Origin of the sequence: Bacillus sp. 275 (genome assembly GCF_001999205.1) — a bacterium.
Lineage (GTDB): Bacteria > Bacillota > Bacilli > Bacillales > Bacillaceae > Bacillus > Bacillus velezensis.
On the sequence record NZ_CP019626.1, the window covers coordinates 2,401,852 to 2,418,254 of the forward strand.

Annotated in this window: 14 protein-coding genes; 10 read left to right on the top strand and 4 right to left on the bottom strand. The window is 47.4% G+C overall.

Features of this window, described 5'->3' with window-relative positions; translation table 11 throughout:
* Positions 1-22 precede the first annotated feature (22 nt).
* Both cls (BZ167_RS11590) and BZ167_RS11595 read left to right on the top strand, forming a co-directional pair.
* Entirely contained in the window at positions 23-1,525 is a 1,503-nt protein-coding gene (cls, locus tag BZ167_RS11590) for a cardiolipin synthase (RefSeq protein ID WP_053573964.1), read from the top strand.
* A gap of 80 nt (positions 1,526-1,605) precedes the next feature.
* On the top strand, positions 1,606-3,333 hold the full coding sequence (locus BZ167_RS11595) for an ABC transporter ATP-binding protein (RefSeq protein WP_061890876.1): 1,728 nt from the start codon (positions 1,606-1,608) through the stop codon (positions 3,331-3,333).
* A gap of 63 nt (positions 3,334-3,396) precedes the next feature.
* Here the strand turns inward: BZ167_RS11595 and BZ167_RS11600 are convergent, their stop codons facing one another.
* From BZ167_RS11600 to cls (BZ167_RS11610), 3 genes are all read right to left on the bottom strand, one after another.
* Entirely contained in the window at positions 3,397-3,669 is a 273-nt protein-coding gene (locus BZ167_RS11600; protein ID WP_015418427.1) for a hypothetical protein, read from the bottom strand.
* 68 nt (positions 3,670-3,737) lie between these two features.
* Positions 3,738-4,700: a UV DNA damage repair endonuclease UvsE gene (gene uvsE, locus BZ167_RS11605; RefSeq protein WP_015418426.1), complete on the bottom strand. Its 963-nt coding sequence runs from the start codon at positions 4,698-4,700 to the stop codon at positions 3,738-3,740.
* A 12-nt stretch (positions 4,701-4,712) separates the two neighbouring features.
* A complete protein-coding gene (gene cls / locus BZ167_RS11610; RefSeq protein ID WP_061890875.1) occupies positions 4,713-5,912 on the bottom strand; it encodes a cardiolipin synthase in 1,200 nt (399 codons plus the stop codon).
* Between the two features lie 138 nt (positions 5,913-6,050).
* Between cls (BZ167_RS11610) and BZ167_RS11615 the strand changes: the two genes are divergently transcribed.
* The 3 genes from BZ167_RS11615 (at position 6,051) to pyrG (ending at position 10,762) form a co-directional block, all read left to right on the top strand.
* Complete coding sequence (locus BZ167_RS11615; protein ID WP_053573967.1) at positions 6,051-8,159, top strand: (Fe-S)-binding protein; 2,109 nt, start codon at positions 6,051-6,053, stop codon at positions 8,157-8,159.
* Positions 8,160-8,386: 227 nt separating this feature from the next.
* The gene (gene rpoE, locus BZ167_RS11620) at positions 8,387-8,914 is read left to right on the top strand and encodes a DNA-directed RNA polymerase subunit delta (protein WP_053573968.1); all 528 of its coding nucleotides are present in this window, start codon (positions 8,387-8,389) and stop codon (positions 8,912-8,914) included.
* Between the two features lie 240 nt (positions 8,915-9,154).
* Positions 9,155-10,762, top strand: a complete 1,608-nt coding sequence (pyrG, locus tag BZ167_RS11625) for a glutamine hydrolyzing CTP synthase (RefSeq protein WP_007407615.1) — start codon at positions 9,155-9,157, stop codon at positions 10,760-10,762.
* A 47-nt stretch (positions 10,763-10,809) separates the two neighbouring features.
* On the opposite strand, the gene BZ167_RS11630 is transcribed toward pyrG, so the two are convergent.
* Positions 10,810-11,331 (bottom strand): DUF2529 domain-containing protein, encoded by a 522-nt coding sequence (locus BZ167_RS11630; RefSeq protein WP_007407614.1) that lies wholly within the window; start codon positions 11,329-11,331, stop codon positions 10,810-10,812.
* A gap of 164 nt (positions 11,332-11,495) precedes the next feature.
* Between BZ167_RS11630 and spo0F the strand changes: the two genes are divergently transcribed.
* From spo0F to glpX, 5 genes are all read left to right on the top strand, one after another.
* Positions 11,496-11,870: a sporulation initiation phosphotransferase Spo0F gene (spo0F, locus tag BZ167_RS11635; RefSeq protein ID WP_012118670.1), complete on the top strand. Its 375-nt coding sequence runs from the start codon at positions 11,496-11,498 to the stop codon at positions 11,868-11,870.
* 175 nt (positions 11,871-12,045) lie between these two features.
* Positions 12,046-12,903 (top strand): class II fructose-bisphosphate aldolase, encoded by an 858-nt coding sequence (locus tag BZ167_RS11640; RefSeq protein ID WP_003151102.1) that lies wholly within the window; start codon positions 12,046-12,048, stop codon positions 12,901-12,903.
* Between the two features lie 118 nt (positions 12,904-13,021).
* The gene (gene fsa / locus BZ167_RS11645; RefSeq protein WP_007407613.1) at positions 13,022-13,660 is read left to right on the top strand and encodes a fructose-6-phosphate aldolase; all 639 of its coding nucleotides are present in this window, start codon (positions 13,022-13,024) and stop codon (positions 13,658-13,660) included.
* 309 nt (positions 13,661-13,969) lie between these two features.
* Positions 13,970-15,259 (top strand): UDP-N-acetylglucosamine 1-carboxyvinyltransferase, encoded by a 1,290-nt coding sequence (locus tag BZ167_RS11655; RefSeq protein ID WP_007407612.1) that lies wholly within the window; start codon positions 13,970-13,972, stop codon positions 15,257-15,259.
* A 33-nt stretch (positions 15,260-15,292) separates the two neighbouring features.
* Positions 15,293-16,258 (top strand): class II fructose-bisphosphatase, encoded by a 966-nt coding sequence (gene glpX, locus BZ167_RS11660; RefSeq protein WP_003151105.1) that lies wholly within the window; start codon positions 15,293-15,295, stop codon positions 16,256-16,258.
* Positions 16,259-16,403 lie beyond the last annotated feature (145 nt).

Below are 16,403 nucleotides of genomic sequence, written 5' to 3' on the forward strand. Positions count from 1 at the left end.
GATCAGATGGGAGAGAGTCGGGATGCTGAAAAGGAGACTGGAATTTTGCTTTTTATATATGATGCTTATCGTAGCATATGTCATATGGTTTTTTCCGGTTTCCAGGCTTGAGTTTTACGGTGGGGTGCTTTGTTATGCAAGCATTATTTTGTTCAGCATTTATTCGTTAATTCTTGAAAACCGCACCTCGCAGCACACGCTGTTATGGATTCATATTCTTGTGTTTTTTCCGATCGCCGGGTACTTATTTTACCTTTTTTCCGGCCAGCTTTATGAAAAAGGCAAGTTGTTCAGGTCGAAACGGACATACAACCGGGAAAAGCTGAGAACGATATTTGATATGGAACAAACTCCCGACCTGACCGGGCTGAAAGGAAATCAGAAGCGTTTCTTTCAATATTCAATCAAGGCGTCCCATATGAATATCAATACAAAAAGCAGGCTGAAGGTGCTCAAAAACGGGGACGAAACATTTCCGGAGCTGTTTGAGGCGCTCCGGGAGGCCGCGTCATTTATACATATTGAGTATTACATGTTCAAATCAGACATGCTCGGGCACAAGATGATGGACATTATGATGGAAAAGGCGCGTCAAGGCGTGGAAGTGCGGTTTTTGTTCGACGCGGCCGGCAGCCTGAAGCTGGCCGGAAAAGATATTAAAAAACTGAAACGCGCGGGCGTGAACATCGTCCCGTTTCTGCCGCTGAAATACGGTTTTTTCAACCAAAAATTCAATTTCAGAAATCACCGCAAGATCGTCATCGTTGACGGGAAAGTCGGTTTTGTCGGCGGGCTGAATGTCGGCAAGGAGTATATCGGCAAAGACCAAGATGTCGGCTTTTGGCGGGACACACATATGAAAGTCGAAGGAGAAATCGTTCAGACGCTCCACAGCATTTTTATGCTTGATTGGGAATACGTTTCGGATGAGGTGCTGATTGATCAGAAAGCATATACCCGCCCGGTTGCGGCAGAAAGCGGCGGCGTCTATCAAGTCGTTCCGACAGGCCCCGATATGAAGGAGCGGATGAGCGATCTGTATTATGCCATGATAGCGGCGGCCGAATCGTCTGTATGGATCGCGACGCCTTATTTCGTGCCGAATGAGCCGATCCGCACAGCGCTAAAGGAGGCTGCTGCCAGAGGCGTCCGGGTGCGTGTCATGGTGCCGGAAACCAATGACGGATTTTTAACCCAGTACGCGACGAGATCGTATTTCCCCGAGCTTCTTCGCGAAGGAATCGAAGTCTATTCTTATCAAAAAGGCTTTATGCATCAAAAGGTGCTCATCACTGACGGAAACCTCGCCTCTGTCGGGACGGCGAATATGGACATGAGAAGCTTTCAGCTGAATTTTGAAGTCAATGTCTTTTTTACAGATCAAGAGGCGATCAAAGATCTTGAAGCGCATTACCTGGAGGATATGAAGGAGTCTGAAAAAATCAGCCCCGTCCGTTTCTATAAGCGCACATTATGGGAAAGAACGAAGGAATCCTTCGCACGGTTATTTTCCGGCGTTTTATAAAAAACGCTTTTAAAACTCCTTGTGTATAGTATAATTGAGAAATATTATCATTAAGAACGAGGCACAAGGAGGACGGAATCGTGCTGCGACAATTTTTTTCTTATTATAAACCGTACAAAAAGCTGTTTTTTCTCGACTTCTTTTCTGCCATCGCCGGCGGATTGATGGAGCTGAGTTTTCCTCTGATTGTCAATTACTTTATCGATACATTGCTCCCGGGGCGGGATTGGAGTCTGATTATTTTGACTTCCGCTGCTTTATTCGGGGTCTACACCCTCAGCTCGGCACTTCAGTATGTTGTGACGTATTGGGGCCATATGCTCGGCATTAACATTGAAACGGATATGCGGAAAAAGCTTTTCGACCATCTGCAAAAGCTTTCGTTCAAATTTTACGATAACAACAAAACGGGCAGTTTAATGTCCAAGCTCACCAATGATTTGATGTATATCGGAGAAACCGCCCACCACGGGCCTGAAGACCTGTTTATCGCGATCATGACGATTTTGGGCGCGTTCGGTGTGATGCTGTTTATTAACTGGCAGCTCGCGCTGTTGACTTTTATCATTATGCCGGTCGTCATTTGGCTTGCTTTGTATTTCAATAAAAAAATGACCTCTGCGTTTACAAAACTGAACAAAGACGTCGGAGACTTCAGCGCGAGGGTTGAAAACAATATCGGCGGCATCCGTCTTGTTCAGGCTTTCAGCAATGAAGCGTTTGAAACGCAGCGGTTTGACGTGAACAATCAGCGTTTCCGCAAAACAAAGCTGACGTCTTATAAAATCATGGCGAAAAACGGCTCGATCAGTTACATGCTGACAAGATTTGTCACGCTGTTCGTCTTATTGTGCGGCACATGGTTCGTGATACGCGGATCGTTATCTTACGGGGAATTCGTCGCTTTTGTGCTGCTGACGAACGTTCTGTTCCGTCCGATTGATAAAATCAACGCGATTATTGAGATGTATCCGAGAGGCATTGCCGGTTTTAAAAGCTTTATAGAAATACTGGAAACGGAGCCTGATATCAAGGACACCCCGAACGCGAGACATGTGTCCGGTTTAAAAGGGAATATCCGTTATGATGGTGTGTCATTCGGTTACGAAGAAAACAGTCCGGTTCTGTCGGGAATCAATTTGTCCATTCATGCCGGGGAGACAGTCGCATTCGTCGGGCCTTCGGGAGCGGGAAAATCAACGCTGACAAGTCTGCTGCCGCGCTTTTATGAGCCGTCTGAAGGCGTGATTTCCATCGACGGAATCGATATTAAGGACATGACGCTGTCATCATTGCGCGGACAAATCGGCGTCGTCCAGCAGGATGTCTTTCTGTTTTCCGGCACATTGCGGGAAAACATTGCTTACGGGCGGCTGGACGCGTCTGAGGAAGAAATCTGGCAGGCCGTCCGCCAGGCGCATTTAGAGGACTTGGTAAACGGGTATCCCGACGGTTTAAACACGGTGATCGGCGAGCGCGGCGTGAAGCTGTCAGGCGGGCAGAAGCAGCGGCTTTCCATCGCCAGAATGTTTTTGAAAAATCCGTCGATCTTAATTTTAGACGAGGCTACATCAGCCCTCGATACAGAAACGGAAGCCGCCATTCAAAAATCGCTGCAAGAGCTGTCTGAAGGACGCACAACGCTTGTGATCGCCCATCGGCTGGCTACGATTAAGGATGCGGACCGGATCGTCGTCGTCACGAAAGATGGCATCGCTGAACAAGGTCATCATAAGGAACTGCTGGCATCCGGCGGCATGTACCAGAGACTTCATCAGGCCCAATTCGGCGAGCTGATACATCAATAAAAGAAAAAGGATAGACAAAAGGGGTCAGCCTCCTGTCTATCCTTTTTTTTATGTAGTCCGTATTTAATGGGCTTCTTTTTGCGCAGGTTCGATGATATGTTTGAAACGGTCAACAAGCTGCACCGCTTTCTTTCCTTCCACTACAATTAAATATTCTTGTTCTTTATGGGCCATTCTGAACGTTTCCAGCTCAATGATATCTTTGATTTTGCACATCGTTTTTTTAGAGTAGATATACAGCTCGTGGCCTCCCGTGTGGCAAAGATGATAAAGCTGAAGCATGTTTCGTAAAGTGAACTTCTTAGCGGCTATTTTCAAAGATGTAATGTTTTTCATATGTTTTCTCCTCCGTCTGATGGTCTGTTATTTCGGAAATTCCCCATATAAACGGGTGATAAACCTGGTTATGCCTTCCACTTCAGCACTCCGCCCGCCAGGCGTTTGACTCCGCGGATGGCGCTTAATTCTTCGACGAGCCGGAGCAGCGCCCGGTCTTTCTCTTTCGCCTCAATCATAAAATCGATGTCCGTATCCCATTGTCTGAACCGCTCCAGCACCGGCAGAATAAAATTCGCATCTACATAGTCCGCATGACTGCGTACGGCTGATTCTGATTTTGGCGAGGAGAGATGGACCTTCGGCTTTAAGCCGATCCGCTGCCATGTTTTGATCATCCGCGGAAGAATGTCATCTAAATCAGCGTCATCGGTCGGATTGGCGTAAAAATGGTGATAATCAAACACAAACGGAATGCCTTCTTGTTCACATACACTGAGTGTTTCCTCGGACGTATATGTTTTATCATCGTTTTCTAAAGTCATCCGCTGTTTGATGACATCGGGAAGTTCTTTCAGATTCACGCGGAAACGGCCAAGCGCGCTTTGTTTGTCACCGTAAGCGCCTCCGACATGGATGTTGATGACGGAACGGTCCGCGATGCCCATTGCGTCCAGCATGTCATAATGATAGGCCATATCCTTGACCGCATTTGCGGTAATCTCCTGTTTCGGGCTTGTAAAAAGCGTGAATTGGTTCGGATGAAAGCTCGTTCTGAGGTCATATTTTCTGACCAGCCCGCCGATCTCACGAAACTCCTGGCGAAACGGCGTGACAAAATCCCACAGCACATCCGGATGGGTGGCGAGCGGCACAATCGAGCTTGAGAACCTGTACAGTGGGATGCCGTGGCCGACCACATAGTGGATGGTGCGCAGCGTATTGGTAAGATTTGCTTTCGTCACAGAAAGCAGGGCGTCTTTCCGCTCACTGCGGGAAAGCTTGGTATAGCGCGCATATGTTAAGGTTTTTGCGGGTGACGCGTCCCAAAGGCACATGGCGTTTGCGACGAATCCGAATCTGAACAGCATATGGTTTCTCCTTTATAAAAAGTAAGATATGGCCTTTCCCAGCCATTCTGCAGGAAGCTGTCTGACGGAGCGCTGTTTCACTTTTTCTAATGTGAGAAGCTCGGATTTTTCGATGTCCTGCTTTATGGTTGAAAGCACTTCCTTTGTAAAGGCTTCATCATGAATGATGACATTCACCTCTTCATTCCAGAACAGACTCCGTTTATCAAAATTCGGCGTGCCGATAATGCTGATGCGGTCATCAATAATGAAAGCTTTGACATGATAAAAGCCTTGATAATACCGATAGATGAGGCAGCCGGCCTTCAGAAGCTCGGGATAATAGGTAAAAGCTGTTTCCCGAACGAACGGGTGGTCTGACTTCATCGGCACGATCAAGATGACTTTGACGCCTTTTCGGCAGGCTGAAATAAGCGCTTCCTGAAGCTTTTTGCTCGGTACATAATAAGGCGTGCCGATAATGATTTTTTTCTCCGCCTTACGGATGCAGTTTTCATAATGCGATTCAAGCGAAAAACCGTCAGATGCATATGTTCTATGAGAGATATTCCCTACGGATAATGCCGGATAAACCCCGGGTGATCCGGGTGCCTTTCCGGTGTTTCGTTTCAGATCGCTTACAAAAAGAGTCTGAAGATCCGCCGTGCCTTCTCCGGTCATCCGCAGGTGATAATCCTCCCAGTTTCCGAACTTCGCTTTTTTGCCGAGGTACTCTTCAGCGATATTAAAACCGCCGACATAGCCGATTTTGCCGTCAATGACGGTCACTTTCCGGTGATTCCGTTTTTGCAGCCTGAAAAATAGAAACGGAAATGCCGGTTTATTTAGAAAATGAACGTGAACGCCGGCTTTTTTCATCGTTTGAATGGAAGGCTTTTTCACTTGGCGGCTGCCCGCCCAATCGAGCAGCAGATATACGGAGACGCCGGCCTGGGCCTTTTCCTTCAATAAATGAAACATCTCATGGCTGACTTGGTCGTTCTTCATAATAAAAAACATCATATGAATAGAAGAGACGGCTTGGCGGATATCAGCCGTCATCTGCCGCACAAGCTCGCTGCCGCAGTGAATGAGTGTGATATCACTCTTTTTCGGATCAAAAACGGGCTCATACGCCTGTTTTTTGTACGCCGCCCGGCCAAGCAGCATATCAAGCAGCATAAGTGCGATCAATATGATAAAAATGACAAGCAACACAAAAATGACCTTCATACCGACGCTCCTTTCCGAAGTATTCGTAGTGTGCCCTGAGAATGTGAATTTAATTATTGACTGAACACTCATTCATTATTTATGATAAAGTAAAGATATGACAATGAAGAGGGGTATCAGAACAAAGGGGGAGACAAGATGAACGCATTTCTCATGGTAAACGCGCTGCTGTTTTCAGCTGTAACCGCTTACGCCGTTTATTTATTCGTTTACCTGATCAGAACGAGGATCGCTTATATTAAGCTCGGCCAAAGGGAAGAATTTGATAAACGCCTGAAAGAACGTCTTCAGAAGATATGGGTGAATGTGTTCGGACAGAAAAAACTGCTGAAAGATAAAAAGAGCGGCATCATCCACGTTCTGTTTTTTTACGGTTTTATACTCGTTCAGTTCGGCGCAATTGATTTTATTCTGAAAGGGCTGCTTCCTGACCGCCATCTGCCGTTCGGTCCGCTTTATCCGGCGTTTACCTTTTTTCAGGAAATCGTCACGTTTTTGATTTTAATCGCCGTAGTCTGGGCGTTTTACCGGCGCTACATTGAAAAACTCGTCAGACTGAAACGCGGGTTTAAAGCGGGGCTTGTCCTGCTGTTTATCGGCGGACTGATGGTGACGGTGCTTCTCGGGAACGCCATGAACCTTTTATGGCACGATCATTCTCTGTCTTGGACGGAGCCGATCGCCTCCTCCATTGCGATTGTGCTCGGCGGTCTTTCAGCGCCGGCGGCCGCCGCCGTGTTTTATGTTTCATGGTGGCTTCATCTGTTGTTTTTGCTCAGCTTTTTAGTGTACGTGCCGCAATCAAAGCATGCGCACTTAATTGCGGGTCCGGCGAATGTGTTCCTCAGCAGGCTGGATTCAAAAGGAAAGCTGGAAAAAATCGATTTCACCGATGAGACGAAAGAAAGCTACGGCGTCGGAAAGATTGAAGACTTCCGCCGCTCTCAGCTTGTCGACCTTTACGCCTGCGTCGAATGCGGCCGCTGTACAAATATGTGTCCGGCCTCCGGTACGGGCAAGATGCTCTCGCCGATGGACCTCATTTTAAAGCTCAGAGACCATTTGACGGAAAAAGGCGCTGCCGTGACGTCAAAATCTCCGTGGGTGCCCGCGCCCGTTTTTCAGCACACGAAAGCGAATCAGCTCGCCGCGGCTTCCTCAGGGGGAGGATCGCGTGAAGCGGCCGCAGCCATTGATTACAACCCGAGCTTAATCGGCGAGGTCATCACGGAAGAGGAGATTTGGGCGTGCACCACTTGCCGCAACTGTGAAGATCAATGTCCGGTCATGAATGAACACGTTGATAAAATTATCGATCTGCGCCGCTATCTTGTGCTTACGGAAGGGAAGATGGACAGCGACGCGCAGCGGGCCATGACTAGCATTGAAAGACAGGGAAACCCGTGGGGCTTAAACCGGAAAGAGCGGGAGAACTGGCGGGAGCAGGCTGATACAGAGATTCCGACAGTGAAAGAAATGAAAAAACAAGACAAAGAGTTCGACTATTTGTTTTGGGTAGGCTCAATGGGTTCCTACGATAACAGGAGCCAAAAGATTGCCGTCTCATTTGCAAAGCTGCTTAATGAAGCGGGCGTATCCTTTGCGATTCTCGGCAATAAGGAAAAAAACTCAGGCGATACGCCGCGCCGTTTGGGCAACGAGTTTCTGTTTCAAGAGCTGGCGGAACACAACATCGGCGAATTTGAAAAACACGGAATCAAAAAAATCGTCACGATTGATCCGCACGCCTATAATATGTTTAAAAATGAATATCCTGATTTCGGATTCCGGGCCGAAGTCTATCATCATACTGAATTATTAGCCGAGCTTGTGTCACAGGGGAAACTAAAACCGCTTCACCCGGTGAATGAAACGATTACCTTCCATGACTCGTGCTATTTAGGAAGATACAATGAAGTGTATGAGCCGCCGAGAGCGATCTTAAAAGCCATTCCGGGCGTTCAATTGAAGGAAATGGAGCGCAGCCGCGAAAACGGGATGTGCTGCGGCGCCGGGGGAGGGCTCATGTGGATGGAAGAAGAAACGGGAGCGAGAATCAACACGGCCCGGACTGAGCAGGCGCTTTCTGTCAGTCCGACGGTCATCAGCTCCGGCTGTCCTTACTGTCTGACCATGCTCGGTGACGGTACGAAAGCGAAAGAAGCCGAAGACGCTGTCGGCACTTATGATGTCAGTGAATTGCTCGCCATGTCTGTATTCGGCGCTGAAAAACAAGAGTCTTTATAGAAAGAAGCGGGCCGCCGGCGCATATGCCGGCGGCTTTGTTTTCGCACATCAGCCGATTTATGAAGGGACAGCTCTAAAATTTCTTAAATTACGCTGTTAAGGGTAGCATATTCTGTTTTAATTTGTTTATAATGAGAGGTATGGTTTATGAACAAAACAATACAAATTCGTTCTTATTATAGGATAGAAACAGATACATATAAGTAATAGAAAGGGAGTGTCCGACCTTGAGTATCAAACAATATTCTCAGGAACAGCTGAAGCAGATGGCTTTAGTTGAAATCGCTCACGAAATTTTCTCAGAACATAAAAAACCGGTTCCGTTCCAGGAGCTGCTGAATGAAATGATCTCCTTGCTCGGTGTTACGAAAGAGGAACTGGGCGACCGTATCGCCCAATTTTATACAGACCTGAACATTGACGGCCGCTTTATTGCTCTGTCAGACCAGACGTGGGGGCTTCGCAGCTGGTATCCGTACGATCAGCTGGACGAAGAAACACAGCCGACTGTAAAAGCGAAAAAGAAAAAAGCGAAAAAAGTCGTTGAGGAAGATCTCGACCTTGATGAATTCGAGGAAGTTGACGAAGATGACATCGATCTCGATGAAATGGAAGAAGATATTGACCTTGACGCAGACAGCTTTGACGACGAAGATATCGATGAAGAAGATGACGACGAGCTTGAGATCGAAGACGAGATGATTGAAGAAGATGAGGAAGATTATGATGATGAGGAAGAGGATCGCAAAGACTGATTTTATATCAGCAAAACGATCTTGACTTTCATTGTCGAACTATGTAGTATGTATTTTGGGCTCTTCAAAAAGAAGAGAATTCATAAGAGTGCTACGCTCCCTTTCAAGAAATTGAAAGGGAGCTTTCTTATTTTCATCTCCCAAATTCTTTTACACATCATTTGTTTTTAGTGAAATGATTTTCTATAAAACGGCACATTTTAAGGAATGTAGCGCAGACCGAAGAGAGGAGCAAACGAAATGACGAAATATATTTTTGTAACCGGGGGAGTTGTATCATCACTCGGAAAAGGAATTGTGGCTGCATCACTTGGCCGCCTTTTGAAAAACAGAGGCATGAGCGTCACCATCCAAAAATTTGACCCTTATATCAACGTTGACCCGGGAACGATGAGCCCGTACCAGCACGGTGAGGTATTCGTTACCGATGACGGCGCTGAGACTGACCTTGACTTAGGGCATTATGAGCGTTTCATTGACATTAATCTGAACAGATTCAGCAACGTGACGACCGGTAAAATCTATTCCGCCGTATTGAAAAAAGAGCGCCGCGGGGACTACCTCGGCGGAACGGTTCAGGTCATTCCGCACATCACAAATGAACTGAAAGACCGCGTCTACCGTGCAGGCAAAGAAACAAACGCAGATGTAGTCATTACTGAGATCGGCGGAACAGTGGGAGACATCGAATCCCTTCCGTTCCTTGAAGCCATCCGTCAAATGAAAAGCGACATCGGCCATGAAAACGTGATGTACATTCACTGTACGCTTGTTCCGTACATCAAAGCGGCGGGCGAGCTGAAAACAAAACCGACGCAGCACAGCGTAAAAGAGCTGAGAAGCCTCGGTATTCAGCCTAATATCATCGTCGTGCGCACGGAAATGCCGATTTCTCAAGATATGAAAGATAAAATCGCGCTCTTCTGCGATATTGACACGAAAGCGGTCATCGAGTGCGAAGATGCGGACAACCTTTACTCCATCCCGCTTAACCTTCAGGAGCAGGGACTCGATAAGCTTGTCTGCGATCATATGAAATTAGAATGCAAAGACCCGGATATGACGGAATGGAAAGACCTTGTCACGAAAGTGAAAAACTTGTCTAAAACCATTACAATCAGCCTCGTCGGTAAATACGTCGAGCTTCAGGACGCTTACATTTCAGTCGTTGAATCACTGCGCCACGCCGGCTATGCGTTTGACGCTGATGTGAAGATCAAATGGATTAACGCCGAAGAAGTGACAGAAAGCAATATTCAAGAGCTGACTAGCGGCACAGACGGAATCATCGTGCCCGGCGGTTTCGGAGACCGCGGCGTAGAAGGGAAAATCATCGCCGCCAAGTATGCGCGTGAGAATAAAATTCCGTTCTTCGGCATCTGCCTCGGTATGCAGATTGCATCCATTGAATATGCGCGAAACGTATTAGGTCTGGAAGGGGCTCACTCTGCGGAGATCGATCCGTCCACTCCTTATCCGATCATTGACCTTCTGCCAGAACAAAAAGATGTCGAGGATCTCGGAGGAACGCTTCGTCTCGGACTGTACCCTTGTAAGCTTCAGGAAGACACGAAAGCCTTCGAAGCGTATGCGGATGAAGTGGTATACGAACGCCACCGCCACCGTTATGAATTCAACAACGAATACAGACAGCAAATGGAAGAGAACGGTTTTGTGTTCTCAGGCACAAGCCCTGACGGCCGTCTTGTGGAAATCATCGAGCTGAAAGACCATCCTTGGTATGTCGCTTGCCAGTTCCACCCTGAGTTCAAATCAAGACCGACAAGACCTCAGCCTTTATTCAAAGACTTTATCGGCGCTTCCGTACAAGCTGCAGAACAGAAGTAATAAAAAAAGACTTGCCTCCTTTAAAAGCGGCAAGTCTTTTTTCTGCATCAGGCATATTCCTGCATCATTTCCTTTAACGTAAAGGACAGTGCGTGATAGACATACAGGCCTGTCATTAATGAAGGAAAGCCGTATCTTGTCCCGTCTTCATCAGGCAGAAGCGGCATTTTTAATTTGCTGTCAATATGAACATCACAAAATTCCTCAATCCCGGTTTGATCTTTGATGACAGGAGATACGCCAACGAGGCCGATCCCTTTTTCATAAAGCTTTTGAGCCAGCGCCTGTTCTTCAGCCGTGCCCGGACCTGAACAAAACATCAGCACCCTGTCGCTTTCTGTAATCGAATCAGCTGTATCCGGAAACGCTTTGACGGAAGGCATCGGTTCTGAGCCGAGTTCCGCTTCGCACAAAATGCCCTGCATCTCATTTGCGCCGTATAAATAAATGGTATGGCCGCTGACGGCTGCCTGCGCCAGCAGGCGCGCGCCGTCTTCTATTGCTTCGGATTCCTTATCCTGAATGCGGGAAAAAATGCCTGCAAGCTGCGTCGTAAATATCTTTAACATGAGTGAAACCTCCTTTACACATACAAGAACAGTATACAACAAAAGAGAAAATGCTCAGAAAATGTCGGAAAGTAGACTATTATAATTAAAGGAAATGTGAAAATCAAACAGAATACATAAACAACTGCTTCCTTTTGACGAAAATGATAATATTGGGGTGTAAAATGATGAATGAAAAGATTTTAATCGTAGATGACCAATACGGTATACGCATATTGCTCAATGAAGTGTTTCATAAAGAAGGGTACCAGACGTTTCAGGCCGCCAACGGCATACAGGCGCTGGACATCGTAACGAAAGAACGGCCCGATCTCGTGCTTTTAGATATGAAAATCCCCGGCATGGACGGAATCGAAATTCTCAAGCGCATGAAGATGATCGACGAATCAATACGCGTCATTATCATGACCGCTTACGGAGAACTCGATATGATTAAGGAATCAAAAGAGCTCGGAGCGCTGACCCATTTTGCGAAACCTTTTGACATTGATGAGATCAGAGACGCGGTGAAAAAATATTTACCTCTAAAATCGAATTAATAAAATTAGAAACAATTATGTCATTGTGTTGCCGATTTGTCGAAAAGTTGGTATCCTAGAGATGGAGAAAAAGCGATCTGTTGTTTTACATATGACAGGTTTTTATGGTCATGCTATAGGTGGAAAGCTTTTTTCGAGAAGAAGCAAATCAGGCTACATAAGGAGGACTTTCGACATGCCTTTAGTTTCAATGACGGAAATGTTGAATACAGCTAAAGAAAAAGGATATGCTGTTGGACAATTTAACTTAAATAACCTTGAGTTCACTCAAGCTATTTTACAAGCAGCAGAAGAGGAAAAATCCCCGGTTATTCTTGGTGTTTCAGAAGGCGCGGGACGCTACATGGGCGGCTTCAAAACAGTGGTTGCCATGGTTAAAGCTCTTATGGAAGAATACAAAGTGACAGTTCCTGTCGCCATTCACTTAGACCACGGTTCAAGCTTTGAATCTTGTGCGAAAGCGATTCATGCAGGCTTCACTTCTGTAATGATCGACGCATCTCACCACCCGTTTGAGGAAAACGTAGCAACTACAGCTAAAGTGGTTGAGCTTGCTCATTTCCACGGCGTTTCAGTTGAAGCTGAGCTTGGAACTGTAGGCGGACAGGAAGATGACGTGATCGCTGAAGGCGTAATCTATGCTGACCCTAAAGAGTGTCAAGAACTTGTAGAGCGCACTGGCATCGACTGCCTTGCACCTGCACTGGGTTCTGTTCACGGCCCTTACAAAGGCGAACCGAACCTCGGTTTCAAAGAAATGGAAGATATCGGCAAATCAACCGGCCTTCCGTTAGTACTTCACGGCGGTACAGGAATTCCGACTGCCGACATTAAAAAATCAATCTCACTTGGTACGGCTAAAATCAACGTAAACACTGAAAACCAAATTTCTTCTGCAAAAGCTGTCCGCGAAACATTGGCAGCTAAGCCGAACGAATACGATCCTCGTAAATATCTTGGACCTGCTCGTGAAGCGATCAAAGAAACGGTTATCGGCAAAATGCGTGAGTTCGGTTCTTCAAACCAAGCTTAATCCAATGTAACATCCATAAACCGCCTGACAGCATTGACAGGCGGTTTTATGTCTTACCTTTAGAAAGCGCAATCATGTTTTACAGTTCTGAAAATTTATTACTGGGGAGGCTTTCCTTATGTTATTTTTCATTGATACAGCAAACATTGACGAGATTAAAGAAGCTTATGAACTTGGCGTTCTTGCCGGAGTTACGACAAACCCTAGTTTAGTGGCAAAAGAAGCTGACGTGTCTTTCCATGACAGACTTCGTGAGATTACGGAAGTCGTGAGCGGATCAGTAAGTGCGGAAGTCATTTCCCTGAATGCTGAAGAGATGATTGAAGAAGGTAAAGAACTTGCGAAAATCGCACCGAATATCACGGTGAAAATCCCGATGACGTCTGAAGGGTTAAAAGCCGTAAAAGCGCTGAGCGATCTGAACATTAAAACAAACGTAACGCTCATCTTCAGTGCCAACCAGGCGCTTTTGGCGGCAAGAGCCGGAGCGACTTATGTATCTCCGTTCTTAGGCCGTCTGGATGATATCGGCCATAACGGTCTTGAACTGATTTCAGAAATAAGACAGATTTTTGACATTCATGATATTGATACACAAATCATCGCAGCTTCCATCCGTCATGCGCAGCACGTGACTGAAGCCGCTTTACGCGGTGCGCATATCGGTACGATGCCGCTGAAAGTCATTCACCAGCTGGCGAAACATCCGTTAACGGATAAAGGCATCGAGCAATTCTTGGCAGACTGGAATAAATAAGGGTGAAAAGGGCGGCAAACCGGTTGCATCCGTTTGCCGCACCCTTATGTTTTCCTGTTTGGCAGCGGGCCTTAAGTATCAAAGTGAAGAGTGTGTTTCCCCGGAATGTGAACCCGGCGGGCCTCTGTGCATCCTGTGTAAAAAATGCCCCGCAAAGCTTCGCTATTTTCTTCCTGTTATTTTATAATGTCCTTGTATTCTTTCTCTTCGAATTGGCTACATTTTGGACAAGAGCTTTATTTGCAGAGACAGAATAAAATGCCATTTTATTTACGCTCCGCAGCTATCTTCTTATGGAAGGAGACTATCATGGAAAAGTTGAATATTGCCGGCGGCGATCCGTTAAACGGAACCGTACATATCAGCGGCGCGAAAAACAGCGCCGTCGCATTGATACCCGCAACCATTCTGGCAAATTCCGAAGTAACGATCGAAGGGCTTCCGGAGATCTCAGATATTGAAACGCTGCGTGACCTGCTGAAAGAAATCGGCGGAAACGTCCATTTTGAAAAAGGAGAAATGGTCGTCGACCCTTCTCCGATGATCAGCATGCCGCTTCCCAACGGCAAAGTGAAAAAACTCCGCGCTTCCTATTACTTAATGGGCGCGATGCTGGGCCGCTTCAAACAGGCGGTCATCGGACTGCCGGGCGGATGCCATCTCGGGCCGCGGCCGATTGACCAGCACATTAAAGGGTTTGAAGCGCTTGGGGCGGAAGTCACCAATGAACAAGGCGCGATTTATCTGCGCGCCGAGAGGCTGAGAGGCGCACGGATTTATTTAGATGTCGTCAGCGTCGGAGCGACGATCAATATCATGCTTGCCGCTGTACTGGCTGAAGGTAAAACCGTGATAGAAAACGCCGCCAAGGAACCTGAGATTATTGATGTTGCCACATTGCTCACCAGCATGGGCGCAAAGATCAAAGGCGCGGGAACCAATGTAATCAGAATCGACGGCGTAAAAGAGCTGCACGGATGCAGGCATACGATCATTCCGGACAGAATTGAGGCGGGCACCTTTATGATCGCCGGCGCCGCGATGGGGAAAGAAGTCATTATTGATAATGTCATACCGACTCACCTGGAGTCTTTAACGGCGAAGCTCAGGGAAATGGGTTTTCACATTGAGACGAGTGACGATCAGCTTCTTATGCTCGGCGGGCAGAAGCAGATAAAACCGGTCGACGTAAAAACGCTTGTTTACCCGGGATTCCCGACTGATCTTCAGCAGCCGATGACATCTCTGTTAACGAGAGCCAGCGGCACGAGCGTCGTAACCGACACCATCTACTCGGCCCGATTTAAACATATAGATGAGCTGAGACGGATGGGGGCCAACATGAAAGTGGAAGGCAGGTCGGCCATTATCACCGGTCCGGCCGAGCTTCAGGGCGCAAAAGTAAAGGCGAGCGATCTGCGTGCAGGCGCTTGTCTGGTCGTCGCCGGGCTCATGGCTGACGGCGTAACCGAAATTACCGGTCTTGAGCATTTAGACCGCGGCTACAGCAATCTTGAGAAAAAACTCGAAGGTCTGGGCGCCACAATCTGGCGGCAAAGGCTGACGGACGAAGAGATAGAACAGCTCCAAAATTCATAGAAATGCGGACTTTTGAGAGGAGATCGTGTTGAAATGGAAAGAAGCTTATCGATGGAATTGGTTCGAGTCACTGAAGCGGCGGCTTTAGCATCTGCCAGATGGATGGGCCGCGGGAAAAAAGATGAAGCTGATGATGCGGCGACAAGCGCAATGCGTGACGTGTTTGACACGGTGCCGATGAAAGGCACGGTCGTGATCGGGGAAGGCGAGATGGATGAAGCGCCGATGCTTTACATCGGCGAAAAGCTCGGAAACGGATACGGCCCGCGCGTCGATGTCGCCGTCGATCCTCTTGAAGGCACAAACATCGTAGCGAGCGGCGGCTGGAATGCGCTGACGGTGATCGCGGTCGCCGACCACGGAACACTGCTGAACGCCCCGGATATGTATATGGAAAAAATCGCGGTCGGTCCCGAAGCGGTAGGCTGCATCGATATTGAAGCGCCTGTCATTGATAACTTAAAAGCCGTTGCGAAAGCGAAAAACAAAGACATTGAAGATGTCGTGGCAACCATTTTAAATCGTGACAGACATGAAAAAATCATCTCTGAATTGCGTGAGGCGGGCGCCAGAATCAAACTGATCAACGACGGTGATGTCGCGGGCGCCATCAATACGGCCTTTGACCATACGGGAGTAGACATTCTCTTCGGTTCAGGCGGGGCTCCTGAAGGCGTGCTGTCTGCCGTTGCGTTAAAAGCGCTCGGCGGCGAAATCATCGGCAGGCTTCTGCCGCAAAGTGCGGAAGAGCAGGCCCGCTGTGAGCGAATGGGCCTTGATGTATCCAAAGTGCTCCGGATGGAGGACCTTGTGAGAGGGGATGACGCCATTTTTGCCGCAACGGGCGTCACGGACGGAGAGCTGCTGAAAGGCGTTCAGTTCAAAGGCTCCGTCGGCACGACTGAAAGTCTGGTCATCCGGGCGAAATCAGGAACGGTCCGATTCGTTGACGGAAGACACAGCCTGAAGAAAAAACCAAATCTTGTGATCCGGCCATAAATAGAGAAAAGCGGGACGGAAAGTCCCGCTTTTCTTTTGCAATAAAGAGTCAACCCTATCATTTATATGTCAAAGCATTATTTAAGTTGAATAATTTTTTGAAATGAGGTAAAAATAAAGAGTGCTGCGATTTTTCTGTGTCATT